At 31.1% G+C, this 15,819-nt stretch carries 12 protein-coding genes and 3 pseudogenes; all 15 read left to right on the top strand.

The window, feature by feature from the left end; genetic code table 11:
- The first annotated feature begins 137 nt into the window (after nucleotides 1-137).
- Nucleotides 138-1,424 carry a phosphopyruvate hydratase gene (gene eno / locus HGPT_RS00790; protein WP_019137999.1) on the top strand — a complete coding sequence of 429 codons (1,287 nt, stop codon included), beginning with the start codon at nucleotides 138-140 and terminating at the stop codon, nucleotides 1,422-1,424.
- Entirely contained in the window at nucleotides 1,421-1,834 is a 414-nt protein-coding gene (locus HGPT_RS00795) for a SixA phosphatase family protein (RefSeq protein WP_019138000.1), read from the top strand. Before eno ends, HGPT_RS00795 begins: the two co-directional genes overlap by 4 nt.
- A gap of 223 nt (nucleotides 1,835-2,057) precedes the next feature.
- Nucleotides 2,058-2,393: an FMN-binding protein gene (locus HGPT_RS00800; protein ID WP_019138001.1), complete on the top strand. Its 336-nt coding sequence runs from the start codon at nucleotides 2,058-2,060 to the stop codon at nucleotides 2,391-2,393.
- A 136-nt stretch (nucleotides 2,394-2,529) separates the two neighbouring features.
- Nucleotides 2,530-3,405, top strand: coding sequence for an AraC family transcriptional regulator (locus tag HGPT_RS00805; protein ID WP_019138002.1), 876 nt, complete (start codon nucleotides 2,530-2,532; stop codon nucleotides 3,403-3,405).
- 148 nt (nucleotides 3,406-3,553) lie between these two features.
- On the top strand, nucleotides 3,554-4,201 hold the full coding sequence (locus tag HGPT_RS00810; protein WP_019138003.1) for a response regulator transcription factor: 648 nt from the start codon (nucleotides 3,554-3,556) through the stop codon (nucleotides 4,199-4,201).
- Nucleotides 4,201-5,063 (top strand): annotated as a pseudogene (locus tag HGPT_RS10460) (sensor histidine kinase). The gene HGPT_RS00810 and the pseudogene HGPT_RS10460 overlap by 1 nt, the downstream one beginning before the upstream one ends.
- A gap of 47 nt (nucleotides 5,064-5,110) precedes the next feature.
- Entirely contained in the window at nucleotides 5,111-5,791 is a 681-nt protein-coding gene (locus HGPT_RS00825; protein WP_019138004.1) for an ABC transporter ATP-binding protein, read from the top strand.
- A complete protein-coding gene (locus tag HGPT_RS09450; protein WP_245544058.1) occupies nucleotides 5,784-7,106 on the top strand; it encodes an ABC transporter permease in 1,323 nt (440 codons plus the stop codon). The genes HGPT_RS00825 and HGPT_RS09450 overlap by 8 nt, the downstream gene beginning before the upstream one ends.
- On the top strand, nucleotides 7,090-8,253 hold the full coding sequence (locus HGPT_RS09455; RefSeq protein ID WP_245544059.1) for an ABC transporter permease family protein: 1,164 nt from the start codon (nucleotides 7,090-7,092) through the stop codon (nucleotides 8,251-8,253). Before HGPT_RS09450 ends, HGPT_RS09455 begins: the two co-directional genes overlap by 17 nt.
- Nucleotides 8,254-8,261: 8 nt before the next feature.
- Nucleotides 8,262-8,518 (top strand): annotated as a pseudogene (locus HGPT_RS00835) (hypothetical protein).
- A 196-nt stretch (nucleotides 8,519-8,714) separates the two neighbouring features.
- Complete coding sequence (locus HGPT_RS00840) at nucleotides 8,715-9,923, top strand: ATP-binding protein (protein WP_019138006.1); 1,209 nt, start codon at nucleotides 8,715-8,717, stop codon at nucleotides 9,921-9,923.
- A 97-nt stretch (nucleotides 9,924-10,020) separates the two neighbouring features.
- Nucleotides 10,021-10,899 carry a lipid II flippase MurJ gene (locus tag HGPT_RS10275; RefSeq protein ID WP_281032348.1) on the top strand — a complete coding sequence of 293 codons (879 nt, stop codon included), beginning with the start codon at nucleotides 10,021-10,023 and terminating at the stop codon, nucleotides 10,897-10,899.
- A gap of 29 nt (nucleotides 10,900-10,928) precedes the next feature.
- Complete coding sequence (locus HGPT_RS10280) at nucleotides 10,929-11,519, top strand: lipid II flippase MurJ (protein WP_281032349.1); 591 nt, start codon at nucleotides 10,929-10,931, stop codon at nucleotides 11,517-11,519.
- A 70-nt stretch (nucleotides 11,520-11,589) separates the two neighbouring features.
- Entirely contained in the window at nucleotides 11,590-11,913 is a 324-nt protein-coding gene (locus tag HGPT_RS00850) for a DsrE family protein (protein ID WP_019138007.1), read from the top strand.
- A 155-nt stretch (nucleotides 11,914-12,068) separates the two neighbouring features.
- Nucleotides 12,069-15,813 (top strand): annotated as a pseudogene (gene rpoB / locus HGPT_RS00855) (DNA-directed RNA polymerase subunit beta).
- The last annotated feature ends 6 nt before the right edge of the window (nucleotides 15,814-15,819 follow it).

Genomic DNA, 15,819 nt, shown 5'->3' on the forward strand with positions numbered 1-15,819 from the left:
ACTAAGAAAAGGTGGAGCTCTTTGTGACTTATCACCAACAATTTTAAAAATTATGGGAATTGAAAAGCCAGAACTTATGACTGGCAAGAGTTTATTTTAGAAAATTTAATTAAAATTATTTTAACTTAGGAGGAATTATGAGTTTAATTGATTATGTTTATGCGAGAGAAGTCCTAGATTCAAGGGGGAATCCAACTGTTGAAGTAGAAGTTGGAACAGTTGATGGTGGTTTTGGTTCAGCAATTGTACCTAGTGGTGCTTCAACTGGTATTCACGAAGCTGTAGAACTTCGTGACGGAGAAGAAAGATATAATGGAAAAGGTGTTGAAGAAGCAGTTAAAAATGTTAATGAAAAAATTGCAAATGAATTAGTTTATTTTGATGCCTATGACCAACTTGGCGTTGACAAAATGTTAATAGCCCTTGACGGAACTGAAAACAAGGGAAATCTTGGAGCTAACGCAATACTTGGAGTATCTATTGCAGTTGCAAGAGCAGCAGCAAATGATGCTGGACTTCCACTTTATCAATATCTTGGTGGAGTAAATGCAAAAACTATGCCAATTCCAATGATGAATATAATCAATGGTGGAGAACACGCTGATAACAATGTAGATATTCAAGAATTTATGATTATGCCAATTGGAGCAGAAACTTTTAAAGAAGCACTAAGAATGGGTGCAGAAGTTTATCACGCTCTCAAAAAAGTTTTAAAAGATAAGGGACTTTCAACTGGTGTAGGTGACGAAGGTGGATTTGCACCAAATCTTGAATCCAACAAAAAAGCCTTTGATTGTATTCTTGAAGCAGTTAAAGCTGCAGGTTATGAAGCAGGTAAAGATATTGTGCTTGCCATTGATGCAGCAGCTTCAGAATTTTATGATGTTGACAAGAAAAAATACATTCTTGCAGGAGAAGGTCGTGAATTTACTGCAGAAGAACTTGCAAAATTCTATGAAGAATTAGTAAATGAATATCCAATTTATTCAATAGAAGATGGACTTGCAGAAGATGATTGGGAAGGCTGGAAATATTTAACTGATTTACTAGGAGAAAAAGTTCAACTAGTTGGAGATGACTTCTTTGTAACAAATACTAAGAGACTTCAAGAAGGAATCGAAAAAGAATCTGCAAATTCAATACTAATAAAACTAAATCAAATTGGAACAATAACTGAAACTCTTGATTCAATAGAACTTGCAAAAAGACACAATTACACTGCAATAATTTCTCACAGATCTGGAGAAAGTGAGGACTCAACAATTGCAGACCTTGCAGTTGCAACTAACGCAGGTTTTATAAAAACTGGTGCACCAGCAAGAAGTGAAAGAATTGCAAAATATAATGAACTTCTTCGCATTGAAGATGAATTGGGTGATCTTTCAAACTATCCAGGCTTTGAAGCTTTCTATAATTTAAAATGAAAATTTATTTTATAAGACACGGAGAAGCTGAAATCTACGCAGATGATGACTTCAAGAGAAAACTTACAAGAATTGGAAGAATTAAATTAGAAAATTCCTTTACAGCTTTTGCCAATAACTTAGAGGATAAAAGATCCTACAAAATATATTGCTCACCACTTGAGAGAGCAAAGGAAACTGCAGAAATTTTGTCAAAACATTTGGACTCAAATTTTGAAGTAAAAGACTATCTTGCAGGTGGAAGAATAAGAGATATCTTAAAAACTCTTGAACCAGATGGAAATTATATCTTGGTTTCTCACGAACCTTTTATATCAAATTGGATTTACCAACTCACTGGCGAGATGAAAATAGTATCAAGAGGTAGCATAAATTTTGTAGAAATTGATCCTAAGGAATTTGAAAGATAAAAATAAATAATTACAATAATAATCCTATTTTGTTGTTATTTATGGGATAGGATAAAAATATTTAGGAGGATAAAATGAATAAAAAATTACACTAGCATCAGTTGCACTTTTATCACTGACACTTGTTGGATGTGGAGCAAAAAATGATGCAAAAGAAAATGCAGCAAAAGAAAATAATACAAAGGTAGAAACAACAAATAATGCAAAAACTACTGAAGAAGCTATGGCATTAAAGGACGGAACTTACACAGGTAAATCATCAGATGACGATTACGGTGGATACATTGAAGTTACAATTACAGTAGCTGATGGAAAAATTTCTGATACTGTAGTTAAAAATCTTCAAAAGGATGGAAGTGAAAAGGGAGAAGAATACGGTAAAGAAGCAGGCGAAGAAAGATATAAGACTGCACAAATGACACTTGAAGCATCACAAGGCTACGGAAAAGAACTTACAGAAAAAGGTTCAGTAGAAGAAGTTGAAGCAGTAACAGGTGCAACACAATCTTACAACCAATTCGTAGAAGCAGCAAATGACGCAATCAACCAAGCAAAATAATTTTTATTAAAAGATTTTAAAACCATAAGCACTGGCAGACGCTAGTGCTTTTTATTTCATAACATATCATAGCAGTAACAATCAAGAAATGTAATTTTGTTTTTGTTAAACTTTATTTCAGAAAGGGAGTGAGAGAATGAATTGGATACAAGGAATACAAAGTGCAATTGATTATGTTGAAGAAAATATAAAAGATGATATTGATTTTGAGAAAGTTGCAAAAAAAGCATATTCTTCGTCCTTCCATTTTCAAAGAGTGTTTAGTATTCTATGTGGCTATTCTCTTGGAGATTATATTCGAATGAGGAGGCTTTCTCTTGCAGGAGAAGAACTTTCAAAGGGAAATGCAAAAATCATAGATATTGCCTTAAAATACGGATATGAGTCACCAGAAAGTTTTTCTCGTGCATTCACAAAATTTCATGGAATTTCTCCAAAGGAAGCTAAGAAAAGTGGAAATGTAAAAATTTTTACTCCCTTATCTGTAAAATTAATTTTAACAGGAGGTAGCAAAATGAATTACAGAATTGAAAAAAGAGATTCTTTTCAAATTGTTTGCAAAAGAAAAAAAGTTGAAAAGCCTATGTCGGGGAGTGGAAGTGAAGAAATTCATGAAATGTGGAAGGAGTGTTCACAAGATGGAACTCTAAATAAATTAGTTTCATATATTCCACAAAATTCTGCTATGAATGGTTTACTTGGAATTTGTTTTACATCTGAATTAGTATCAGATAATTTTTCTTATGGAATAGGTGTTGAATATGATGGGAGAAAAGTTGATGACAGTTTAGAAATTGTCACTATACCAAAAAATACTTATGCAGTTTTTACAACTAAGGGTAAGATGCCAGATGCTTTTGTAGATACTTACAAAAGAATTGTCACAGAATTTTTCCCACAAAGCACACAATATGAATATGCTTCTAATGTAGAGTTTGAGGTTTATTATTCAGATGATATTTTAAATCCAAATTTCGAGTGTGAGACTTGGATTGCAGTTAATGAAAAATAATTTAATAGTTTATTTGCCCTTATAATGAAATATTATTTATAAGGGCATTTTTGTTGACTAAAGTTTAAACTCTATTGGAGTAATTAGAAATTTTTTAAATTTATAAAGTATGATAAAATTTGTTTACAAGATATAGATAGGTGATTAAATGAAAAAAATAATTTTGATAGAAGATGATGAAATTTTATCAAATCAAATTTATACATATTTGTCTAAAAATAATTTTTATGTGGAAATTTGTAAATCTTATAAAGAGGCGATAAATAAAATAAATAATTATTTTGACTTGGCGATACTTGATATAAATTTACCAGACAATGACGGAATTAACTTATTGAATATTTTGAGAAACAATAGTATTCGTGTCATCATCACAACAGTGAAAAATGATGAAAAATTTATAGTAAGAGCTCTTGATAATGGAGCAGATGATTATATTACTAAGCCTTTTAAACTAGCTGTTTTAAGAGCAAGAATTGACAAGACTCTAAGGACTGCTCTTGTAGAAGATGATCTTGTTAGCTTTAAAGATATAACTTTAAATAAAAATGAAGGAAGTTTTTATTATAAAAATGAAAAACTTGATTTAACAGCACTAGAATTTGAAGTAATGAATTTATTTATAAATAATCCCAATAGAATCTTTACTCGAGATTTTTTGCTTGAGAGATTTTGGGATAGAAGAGAAAAGTTTGTCAATGACAATACACTAACTGCAACTATAAAAAGAATTAGAGACAAAAGTGACAGAGATATTATTAAGACAATTCGCGGAATAGGCTATAGGATGGACTGATGATTTATTTATTTTACTTTATGAGTTTATTTGCTCTATATTATTTTTTGAAAGTAAGAGAAAAAAAGAGAATAACAGAACTAGAAAATTTAATAGATAGACTTGAAGAAAGAAATTATTCGATTCCTATGGTGCAAGATGAGTTTTCAATCCTTGAAGATAAGATTTATAAAATTTTCATAGAACTTGTTGAGACAAGAGAAAGTATTGAGGAAAATTCAAAAAAACAAATTCAAAACTTAGAGGACATTGCACACCAAATAAAAACTCCAATTACTTCAATGTTTTTTGATTTGGAGATGATTGATAAAAATGAGAGCAATAAAAAGAAATTGAAGGTCTTGAGTTTCAACTTGAAAGACTTAATTCTCTTGCTGATATTCTGTTAAAACTCTCGAGTCTTGATGCAAATGTGGATAAAATGGAAAAGAGTAAAGTTTTAATTTCAGAAATAATTGAATACGCCTTAGATATTTTAAGAAATTCAGTTGACGAAAAAAATATTAAACTTATTTGCAATTACGAAGACTATGAGATAGAGGTTGACTATTACTGGGTTTCTGAAGCTTTAATAAATATTATAAAGAACGCTTTAAATCGTGAAGAAACCACGGAAATTAAAATTTCTACAAATAAGAATCCAATTTATACAGAGATAACTATTGAGGATGATGGTGGAGGAATTAAGAAGGAGAATTTCAAAAAAATATTTGAAAGATTTTATAAAACTCCAGACTCTAAGGGATTTGGCATAGGACTTGCCATGGCAAAATCTATAATTGAAGCAAACAATGGAGATATCTCTGTAAAAAATGGAAAAGATGGTGCGATTTTTAAAATTAAATTTTACAATGTCACTTAAAAGTCATTTTAACCCTTTATTATTAAGACAAATAGAGGGAGGTACATATGGAAATTGTTAGAACTGAAAATTTATCAAGAACTTATGGAAATGGAGAAAATCTTGTAAAGGCAATTGATGGTGTTACTTTAAAAATAGAAAAGGGAGAATTTATTGCCGTTGTTGGACCAAGTGGATCGGGAAAGTCTACTCTACTTCATTTATTGGGCGGAGTCGATAACCCAAGTTCTGGAAAAATATTTATAGACGGCTATGATATTTCAAAATATTCTTCTAAAGAATTAGCTCTCTTTAGAAGAAGAAAAGTTGGTCTAATTTATCAATTTTACAATTTAATTCCTAATTTGACAGTAAGGCACAATATTGAATTGCCATTGAAATTGGATAAGAGAAAAGTAAATGAAAAAGATTTATTAGACATTTGTGAAAAACTTGGAATTCGTGATAAGCTAAATAATTTTCCATCGACTTTATCAGGTGGTCAGCAACAAAGAGTGGCAATTGCACGAAGCCTTATATATTCTCCCTCTCTTATACTTGCAGATGAGCCAACAGGGAACCTAGACAGAGAAAATTCAAGAGAAATAATTGAAATTTTAAAATATTTTAACAAGACTTTAAAACAGACAATTATAGTTATAACCCATGATGAGTCTATAGCCCTAGAGGCAGAAAGGGTAATAACAATTGTTGATGGCAAGGTAGTGGGAGATGATAAGAATGAATAAGAAAAATATCTCAATTTCACTCTCACTTTTCATTACTGCAATTTTCTTTACATTTTGTGTTTACTTTGGATATGTAAATAATAAATTCGATTATGAATATTTTAGGAACAGATCAATTTATGATGCTAAAATTATGCCTGATACAGTTTCTGGTGACTCAAGAAAATTAAAAGAAATAAAAAATATTGGAGAAGTGGGAGAAGTTGCAGTAGAAAATAATTCTGCCAAGTTATTTAAAAACGTCTTAGCGGTAAATTATACAAATCAGGGTTTTAATAAAATGTTAGAGGATAATCTCTTAAAAGAGGGAAAGTTTGCCACTAAGGAAAATGAAATTACTATTCCCAAAAATCTAGCAGAAAAAGAAAATTTAAAGATTGGTGATAAGGTTGAGCTTAAATTTGGGAATAGACTAGTTGATGGAAAACTTATAAAGCCAGTTTCAAGTGTTACTAAGGATGAAGAATTTGCAAGAAAAAATAGCAAAGAATATGTAATAAGTGGTCTAACAAGAAATCTTTACAATGAGAATATGAAGATTTTTTATGTTTCTACTGTCATACCAAAAAATGCAAAGACTAATAGCTTTGTAAGATTTAATAATTTTAGAAAAGCCTATAGTGATAAAGCTAATTTAGAAAATGAAATTGCATCTGTCTTGAATAAAGATAAAGTGGAACTAGAATTTAGCGAAATAATGAAAGATTACTATAATGTTGATGGAAGTCTTTTACAACAAAATAGGCAGGTGATTGTAGACTCTATTTTAATATTTGCTACAATCCTTATTTTTATATTTTTTGTAAAAAATATTTTTACAGTTTGGGGTCTAAGAAAGATAAGAGAAATTTCAATGTACAAGTCCATTGGTTCAACAGATTATCAAATTTATAAATTGCTTTTAAAAGATGGATTAAAGATTTCACTTCTACCAATAGTTTTGGGACATATTTTCGGATATGGAGGAATCAACCTCCTCAATTTTGGAATTCAAAGGATTGTAGAGGAAGAGGAAAAGTACAAGTATATAGAATTTTCGCCAAGCCTTTCACTTGTAGTTCTATTAATTTGCTTTTTTATAATTTTCATATCAATATTTGCTCCAGCTAAAAAAATCGCAAAGATAAATATAATTGATGGTATAAAGGGCAACTTTAGTGACAAAAATATAAAACTAAAAAGGAATAAAGATATTTGGAAGGAATTAAAGATAAATAATTTAAAAAACTATTTCTTCTCAGAGATATATTTCTGCAATTGGAATGATAATTGTATCAATTTTTTTGATAGTTTTCTCTATGGCAAAGTACAATAGGGTGAAGAATACTTACACTTACAATACGAATATTAATATACTAATTCATTCAAATGAAGCTGAAGTTCCAAATGTCTTAAAGGATATAATGAAGACTACAGAAAATCACAGAGCCTTCCTTTCAACTGAAAAATATATTTCCCTTAGTAAGGATCAAAATTATTCAGATGAGTTTAGGTCTCTTGATTTACATGAAACAATCCGCAAATATTATGATAATGGCGAAGATTTTTATCTCGATGGAATTATTACGGCCTTAGATGATCAAACTTTTGAAAAAATAGGTGGCAAAAAGGGAGAGGCTTTGCTATTAAATAGGGTCCAAGTCAATCCAAATGCACCTATTGATGGATCAGAAACAACAAAATATTTTAAAAACATAAATAGTTTAAATTACTCTATAACAGAGAAAAAAGATTACAATTATTCAATCAAAGTAGATAAATTAATCGATGACACAAAGCACTTTAGGCAGAGAAGGCTACCTTTTTATGTGTATTTATACCTTGACTTTGACACATACTTTAAACTCTTAGATGAATGGAATAAATATTATTTAAAAAACAACAATGAATTGAGAAGAAACACCTATGAACTCTCAATGCAAGTTGATGAAAATAAGTTAGACGATATAAAGAATGAAGTTAAAGACAGATTAGATTCTTCCATTGCCTACAATGAAACTTATAATTTAACTACGAGTAAAGATGTAGAGGCAAGTCGCATGAAAGACGTAAAAACTTTTGGACTTATGATAGTTTTTATTGCAGGCATAATTTTCATTTTAAATATAACTAATGGATATTCTTCTATTAATTTAAGTTTAATGGCAAGAAAAAAAGAAATTGGTTCTTTAATGTCTTGTGGAATAGATGAGGAAGAACTAAAAAATAAATTTATAAAGGATTTTATATTCGAGGAAATAAAATCTCTAGCAATAGTTTTAACAGTAAGTTTTGCTGCTTTATTTATAATTGCAAAAATTTCACCAACAATGGATATGAAAATTTTGTTGTCTTATTTTGAATATAAATATTTCCTTGTTTTTGGAATTTTGATTTATGGTATAAATATATTAATCTACAAATTATCTTTAAAAAATATACTAAAGATTGATCCCATTGATTTGATAAGAGAAATTGATTAGGAGGACTTATGAGAAAAAATATTAGTAAAATCTTATTTTTTACTGGCGTAGGAGTTTTTATAATTTCTTATTTGTTGCCTGTAGATATTTTTGAAAATTTTACAAACCTAAGGCCAACTGGTCTCACAAGTTTGTTTATCTGTAGGATTATTGGACTTATTGGTCTTATCTTTGCAATTAAAGAGAAGTCAGTTTTGTTTGGTATATTAAATTTTTATTAATTATAATTTTTCCACTAGTTATGTTCATTAACTCTTTAATATAAAATCACAAGCTTTGAGTATTGACTCAAGGCTTTTTTATTTGTGTGCCAATTGATCCCATAAGTTATAATAAAACAATTCAGACTTTCGATTATAATAGAAATAAATAAAAAATCTCAAAGAGTTTCGAGTATAATCGAAAGAAAGTTGAAAAATAATTTAATTTCGATTATACTCGAAATATATGGAGGGATTCAAATGAATTATATTTTTAGAGATAGGTATATAGAAAAAATTAAAAATTTTATTGATAAACCAATTATAAAAATTTTAACTGGAATGAGACGTGTTGGAAAATCTACAATTTTAAATATTATTAAGAACGACCTTTTAAAGGATATTCCTGAAGAAAATAAAATTTATATGAATTTTGAATCCTTTGAATATTTTGAAATTAACAATGCGAGTTCGTTAAAAGAATATTTAAATAAAAAATTGAAAGACCAAAAGGGAAAAGTTTATTTTTTCTTTGATGAAATTCAGTTAGTCAAGGATTGGGAGAAAGTAATAAATGCCCTGAGGGTTAGCTTTGATTCAGATATTTACATTACTGGGTCTAATTCAAAACTAATTTCTGGTGACTTGGCAACACTTCTTGCTGGTAGATATGTTGAATTTGAAATCCAGCCTTTAAGCTTCTATGAATTTTCAGAACTTTACAAAGATTCAAACTTAAATGAAGAAGATTTATTTCAAAAATTTATAAAAATTGGTGGCATGCCAGGTTTAAAATATTTCAAGCTCGAGGAAGAGGTTTCTCAAAAATATTTAAATGATATTTATAACACTGTCCTCGTGAAAGATGTTTTGAACTACAACAATATAAGAGATGTTGATATATTTAATAGGATTCTCAGCTTCGCAATGCAAAATATTGGCGCGACTTTTTCTGCTAGTGCCATAAAAAATTATTTAAAGAACGAAAATCGAAATATTTCTGTAGATACTGTTTTAAATTATTTGGAATATTGCAGTAGAGCCTTTGTCTTAAAAAAAGTTCCAAGATTTGATCTAGAAGGCAAAAAACTCTTAAAGGTAGATGAAAAATATTATTTGACAGACCATGGCTTTAGACAGTCCATGGGATTTTCCAACCTAAAAGATATTGAAAAAACTTTGGAAAATATCGTCTACATTGAGCTTTTATCACGAGGTTATGATGTGAAAATTGGAAAAGTAAAAGATAGAGAAATAGATTTTGTGGCAAAAAGAGGCGAGATCATTTCTTATTTTCAAATTTCATACCTAATGGAAAATGAAAAAACTAGGGAAAGGGAGTTTGGAGTTTATGATTTAATAAAAGACAATTATCCAAAGTATGTTCTTTCCATGGATAAACTTGATTTTTCACAAAGGGGCATCATTCACAAAAATATAATTGATTTCTTACTAGAGGATGAGAAATAACTTTTATTTATAATATAGAAGTGAACTTGTAAATAAATTTAAATAAATATATAATACTTTGGGGTTAAAACCAAGTTTTATAATTAAAGGAGAAAAAATGAAGACTTCATATATACTTATGATTATTACAATACTCTCAAAGGTCTTTGGACTCTTGAGGGAGAAGGCCCTTGCTTACTTTTTTGGAGTTGGCATGGTGGCAGACATATTTTTAGTAGCCTTTCAACTTCCCATGACCTTTACCAATGTCATTAGTGGCGCAGTTGCCAATGGCTACATTCCTATGTACGACTCAATAAGAGAGAGGGAGGACAAAAATCTTGCAGACAAGTTCACTGCAAATCTATCAAATATAATTTTTATTGTATTTGCCCTTGTAACTATTCTTTCCATTATATTTGCAAGACCGCTTGTGAAATTAATGGCTGAAGGTTTTTCTGGAGAAAAACTTGAACTGGCAATTTTTGTATCAAGAGTTGCCATGCTATCAATTGCCGTGACAGCAGTAAGTTCTATTTATAAAGCCTACTTACAAATTCATGAAAAATTTGTAATTTCAGTCCTTCACTCAATTATCATGAACATCATAATAATTATTTCCATGGGGCTTGCCTACAAGATGGGAATAAATTATCTAGCTGTTGGAATTTTATTGGCTTTTGTTCTTCAATATGGGATCTTTATTAGACCAATAAAGAAACTTGGCTACAAGCATTCTTTAAAAATTGATTTTAATGAAGATATTAAGAAGTTATTTAAGTCTATTCTTCCAATTTTGATTTCAACTTCTGCAATTGAGATAAACTTTATGATTTCACGTTCCCTTGCATCGGGAGCCTACGCTGGTGGAATTTCAATCTTAAATTATTCATATAAACTGCAAAGTTTTGTTACAGGAATTGTTGTAACTTCAATTATCACTGCAACTTATCCAAAACTTGCAAGTTTTGGATCAAAAAAGGATTTAAAAACTTAAAAACTGCCCTATCAGAAGGCCTTTCCAACATGCTAATACTTGTTGTGCCAGCTGCCTTTGGCCTTTATATATTTTCTTTTCCAATTGTGAATTTATTATTTGTTGGTGGAGAATTTTCTGTTGAAGATGCTAAGATTACCGCAATAGTACTTTCCTTTTTTGCCTTTGGTGTAATAGGTATTGGGGTTCGTGAAATAATTTCAAGAGTTTTTTATTCTCTTGGTGACAATAGGACTCCAGTTATTAATTCTGTTGTAATTGTTGGAATAAATATTGTACTTGCCTTTTTACTTTCAAAGATTATGGGAATAAGAGGTATAGCTCTTGCTACATCAATTTCTTTTATAGTTGGAGCTTTAACAATTTATTTTTCTTCAATAAAATTAATTGGAAATGTTTTTGATAAAACACTTTTGACCAATATTATAAAAATAACAGTTTCTTCTGTTCTTATGGCCCTTGTGTCAAAAATTGTTTATGATATTTTGACAAAGAGCCTAGGGATTAATTTATCTCTACTAATTTCAATAATTGTTGCCGGTATAATTTACTTATTTCTTTTAATTGTATTTAGAGTTGATGAAATAAAAGAAATTTTTAGGCTACTTTTAAAAAGATAGGAATTTCTCCATTGACCTTTTCTTTTTCTCTTTATTAGTGTAAAATGTTAACTAATAAGGAGTGATAGATATGAAGGTAATTTTTCACGTAGTAGAACAAGACAAATGGTCATCTGTAATATCAAACGTAAAGGACTTATTAAATAACTTCGAAGATATCCAAGTAGAAATAATTGCTATGTCAAAAGCTGCTGCATTATTTAACAGATACTCTGGAATAGACTTCCAAGGAATCTTAGGAAATCCTAAAGTTAATATTACAATTGGTAAAAAAGCATTAGAAGAAAATAGACTTTCACCAGAACTAATTCCTTCAGAAATCAAAGTTGAAGATTTAGTTATTACAAAAATCGTAAAGCTTCAAAACGAAGGTTACGCTTATATTAGACTTTAAAAAAAGAATTCTGCCATTTGGCAGGATTTTTTTATTTAAACGCTTGAAAAGTGTCAGTAAAAATGATAAAATACCTATTTGCATAATAATAATTAGAGTGGTGATTTGTACTCTAATTGGATACACTCATTTGAAAGGCTAGGGTGAGAAAATTAATGGTACATCCTGTTAAATATGGGAAACGTGAGAGAATGAGTTTTTCTCGTGTAGATGAAGTTATGTCACTTCCAAATCTTCTTGACGTGCAGACTTCTTCATACAAATGGTTGATTGAAGAAGGGTTAAAAGAAGTTTTTGATGACGTATCTCCTATCGAGGATTACTCTGGAAATTTAATTTTGGAATTCGTAGATTATCATTTATCTGATGAAATCAAATATGATATAGACGAATCCAAACAGAGAGACACAAATTATTCTGCGCCATTAAAGGCAAAGGTAAGACTTATCAACAGTGAAACGGGAGAAGTTAAGGAACAAGAAGTCTTTATGGGCGACCTTCCGCTTATGACACCAACTGGCACATTTGTAATAAATGGGGCAGAACGTGTTGTAGTTTCACAACTTGTAAGGAGTCCTGGAGCATATTATAAGGAAGAAAGAGACAAGACAGGTAAAAAAAATCTATTCGGCTACACTTATTCCAAATAGAGGAGCTTGGCTTGAATTTGAAACTGATGCTCAAGGCGTAATTAATGTAAGAATTGACAGAACAAGAAAAATTCCTATTACAATCTTATTAAGAGCTCTTGGTGTTGAATCTAACCAAGAAATCATGGATGTAATTGGAGAAAGCGAAGCTGTTCTAAAGACACTTGAAAAAGATATTACTACTAATAAGAATGAAGCTTTGCTTGAAATTTATAAGAAATTAAGACCAGGCGAACCACCAACTATTGATTCAGCTCAATCTCTTTTTGAAAATATGTTTTTCGATGATAGAAGATATGACCTTGCAAAAGTTGGTAGATATAAATTCAACAAAAAGCTTGGAATTTCTGCAAGATTAGAAAATAATATTCCTGCTGAAGATATAATAGACCCAATGACTGGGGAAATTTTGGCAGAAGCTGGCGAACTTTTAAATAGGGCAAAGGCTGAAAAAATTGAAGCAGCTGGAGTAAACCAAGTTCTTGTAAAAACTGATGAAAATTATGAACACGCAACAGAAAATACTATTGTTATAGGAAATAATTTTTCTTTTGTCGACGCATATGATCTTGACTTCGACATGGAAGAACTTGGCTTTAAAGAAAAAGTTTATAGACCACTTTTCGATGAACTTTATGATGAATATTCTGAAGATACAGAAAAGTTTAAGGATGAGCTAGTAAAAGCTCATAGAGAATTATCTCCAAAAAATATTTTAGTCGACGATATTATCGCTGGCATAAATTATCAATTTGGACTTATGAATAATGTGGGCACAGTTGATGACATCGACCATCTTGGAAACAGAAGAATAAGATCAGTTGGAGAACTTCTTCAAAATCAATTTAGAATTGGTATTTCAAGAATGGAAAGAGTTATCCGTGAAAGGATGACAGTTCAAGATGTTGATGCAACAACTCCACAATCACTTATAAATATTAGACCTGTGACAGCTGCGATAAAAGAATTCTTTGGTTCTTCACAACTTTCACAATTTATGGACCAAAACAATCCTCTATCAGAATTAACTCACAAGAGAAGGTTATCTGCACTTGGACCTGGTGGGTTGAGTAGAGATAGAGCTGGATTTGAAGTGCGTGACGTCCATAACTCACATTACGGAAGAATGTGTCCTATTGAGACACCAGAAGGTCCAAACATTGGACTTATCACATCCCTTACAACTTATGCGAGAATTAATGATTATGGTTTTATTGAAACTCCATATAGAAAAGTCGTTGACGGGGTTGTAACTGATCAAATTGATTATCTAACTGCCGATGTTGAGTACGAACAAATCATTGCTCAAGCTGACGAAAGACTTGATGAAAATAATAAATTCGTTGAAGATAGAATTGCAGCCAGAGGTCATGGCGGTAATGCTGATATCTTTGACATTAAAGATGTAAACTACATGGACGTTTCACCTCAACAAATTGTTGCTGTTGGTACTTCCATGATTCCTTTCCTAGAAAATGACGACGCTAACAGAGCCCTAATGGGTGCTAACATGCAACGTCAAGCAGTGCCTCTATTAAAAACTGAAGCTCCTGTTGTTGGAACTGGTATTGAATATAGGGCAGCAAAGGACTCAGGTGTTGTAGTAGTTTCTAAGAACAAGGGAAAAATTAAAAAAGTAGATTCTGTTCACATTGAAGTTGAAAGAGAATCTGACAAGGGAATTGACTCATATAAACTACACAAATTCATGGGCGGAAACCAAGGTACAACTATTAATCAAAGACCAATAGTAAATGAAGGTGACCTTGTAGAAGCTGGTGAAATTATTGCCGATGGTCCATCAACAGATCAAGGTGAAATGGCTCTTGGTAAAAATATCCTAATAGCCTTTATGAACTGGGAAGGATACAACTACGAAGATGCTATGCTTGTAAGTCAAGAACTTGTAATTGACGATGTATTGACTTCACTTCACATTGAAGAATATGAATCTGAAGCAAGAGATACAAAACTTGGACCTGAAGAAATCACAAGAGATATTCCTAATGTGGGCGAAGATATGTTAAAGGATCTTGACTCAAGAGGAATTATTAGAATTGGTGCAGAAGTAAAACCAGGAGATATTCTAGTTGGTAAGGTAACTCCTAAGGGAGAAACTGAACTTTCTGCAGAAGAAAGACTTCTTCGTTCAATCTTCGGAGAAAAAGCAAGAGAAGTTAGAGATACATCTCTTAGACTTCCTCATGGTGAACATGGGATTGTAGTTGATGTAAAGACATTTAATAGAGCTGATGGAGATGAACTTCAACCAGGTGTAAATGAAATGGTAAGAGTCTTTGTTGCTACAAAAAGAAAGATTCAAGTAGGAGATAAGATGTGTGGTCGTCACGGTAACAAAGGGGTTATTTCTAGGGTAATGCCTAAGGAAGACATGCCTTATATGCCAGATGGAACACCAATTCAAATTGTTCTTAACCCACTAGGGGTTCCTTCTCGTATGAATCTTGGACAAGTACTTGAAGTTCACTTAGGACTTGCTGCTAAAAAACTTGGATGGCATGTTGCTACACCAGTATTTGATGGTGCAAATGAAAATGACATTTTCGATACACTAGAAGAAGCTGGATATTCAAGAGATGGAAAGATTCAACTAAGAGATGGTAGAACTGGAGAAGAATTTGATCACCCTGTAACTGTAGGTTACATGTATATGTTAAAACTTCACCACTTAGTTGATGAAAAGATCCACGCTCGTTCTACTGGACCTTACTCACTTGTTACACAACAACCTCTTGGAGGTAAGGCACAATTTGGTGGACAAAGATTTGGAGAAATGGAAGTTTGGGCTCTTGAAGCTTATGGTGCCAGCCATACTCTACAAGAAATGCTTACAGTTAAGTCCGACGATATTGTTGGTCGTGTTAAAACTTACGAAGCAATTGTTAAGGGCGAAAACATTCCACAACCAGGAGTTCCTGAATCCTTTAAGGTTCTAATAAAAGAACTTCAAGCATTAGCTCTTGAAATTCAAGTTCTTGATGAAAATGGAAATGAAGTTGACCTTGAAGTTGATGAAGATGAATTAACTAAGATTGATAATATAGATGATAAGAATTCAAAATCAGATGAAGATGAATTAAAGGAACTTATAGAACAAACTGGAACTGCAAATATTGGAATCAGAACAATTTCAAATGATGAAGTTGAGTCTTTTGAAAATAGTCACATCTACGAAGATGAAGATGGCGAGGAAGAAGACGACGAAGAATCCGATGAATCTGAAGATTAATTATTG

Source organism: Peptoniphilus timonensis JC401, assembly GCF_000312025.1.
Lineage (GTDB): Bacteria > Bacillota > Clostridia > Tissierellales > Peptoniphilaceae > Peptoniphilus_A > Peptoniphilus_A timonensis.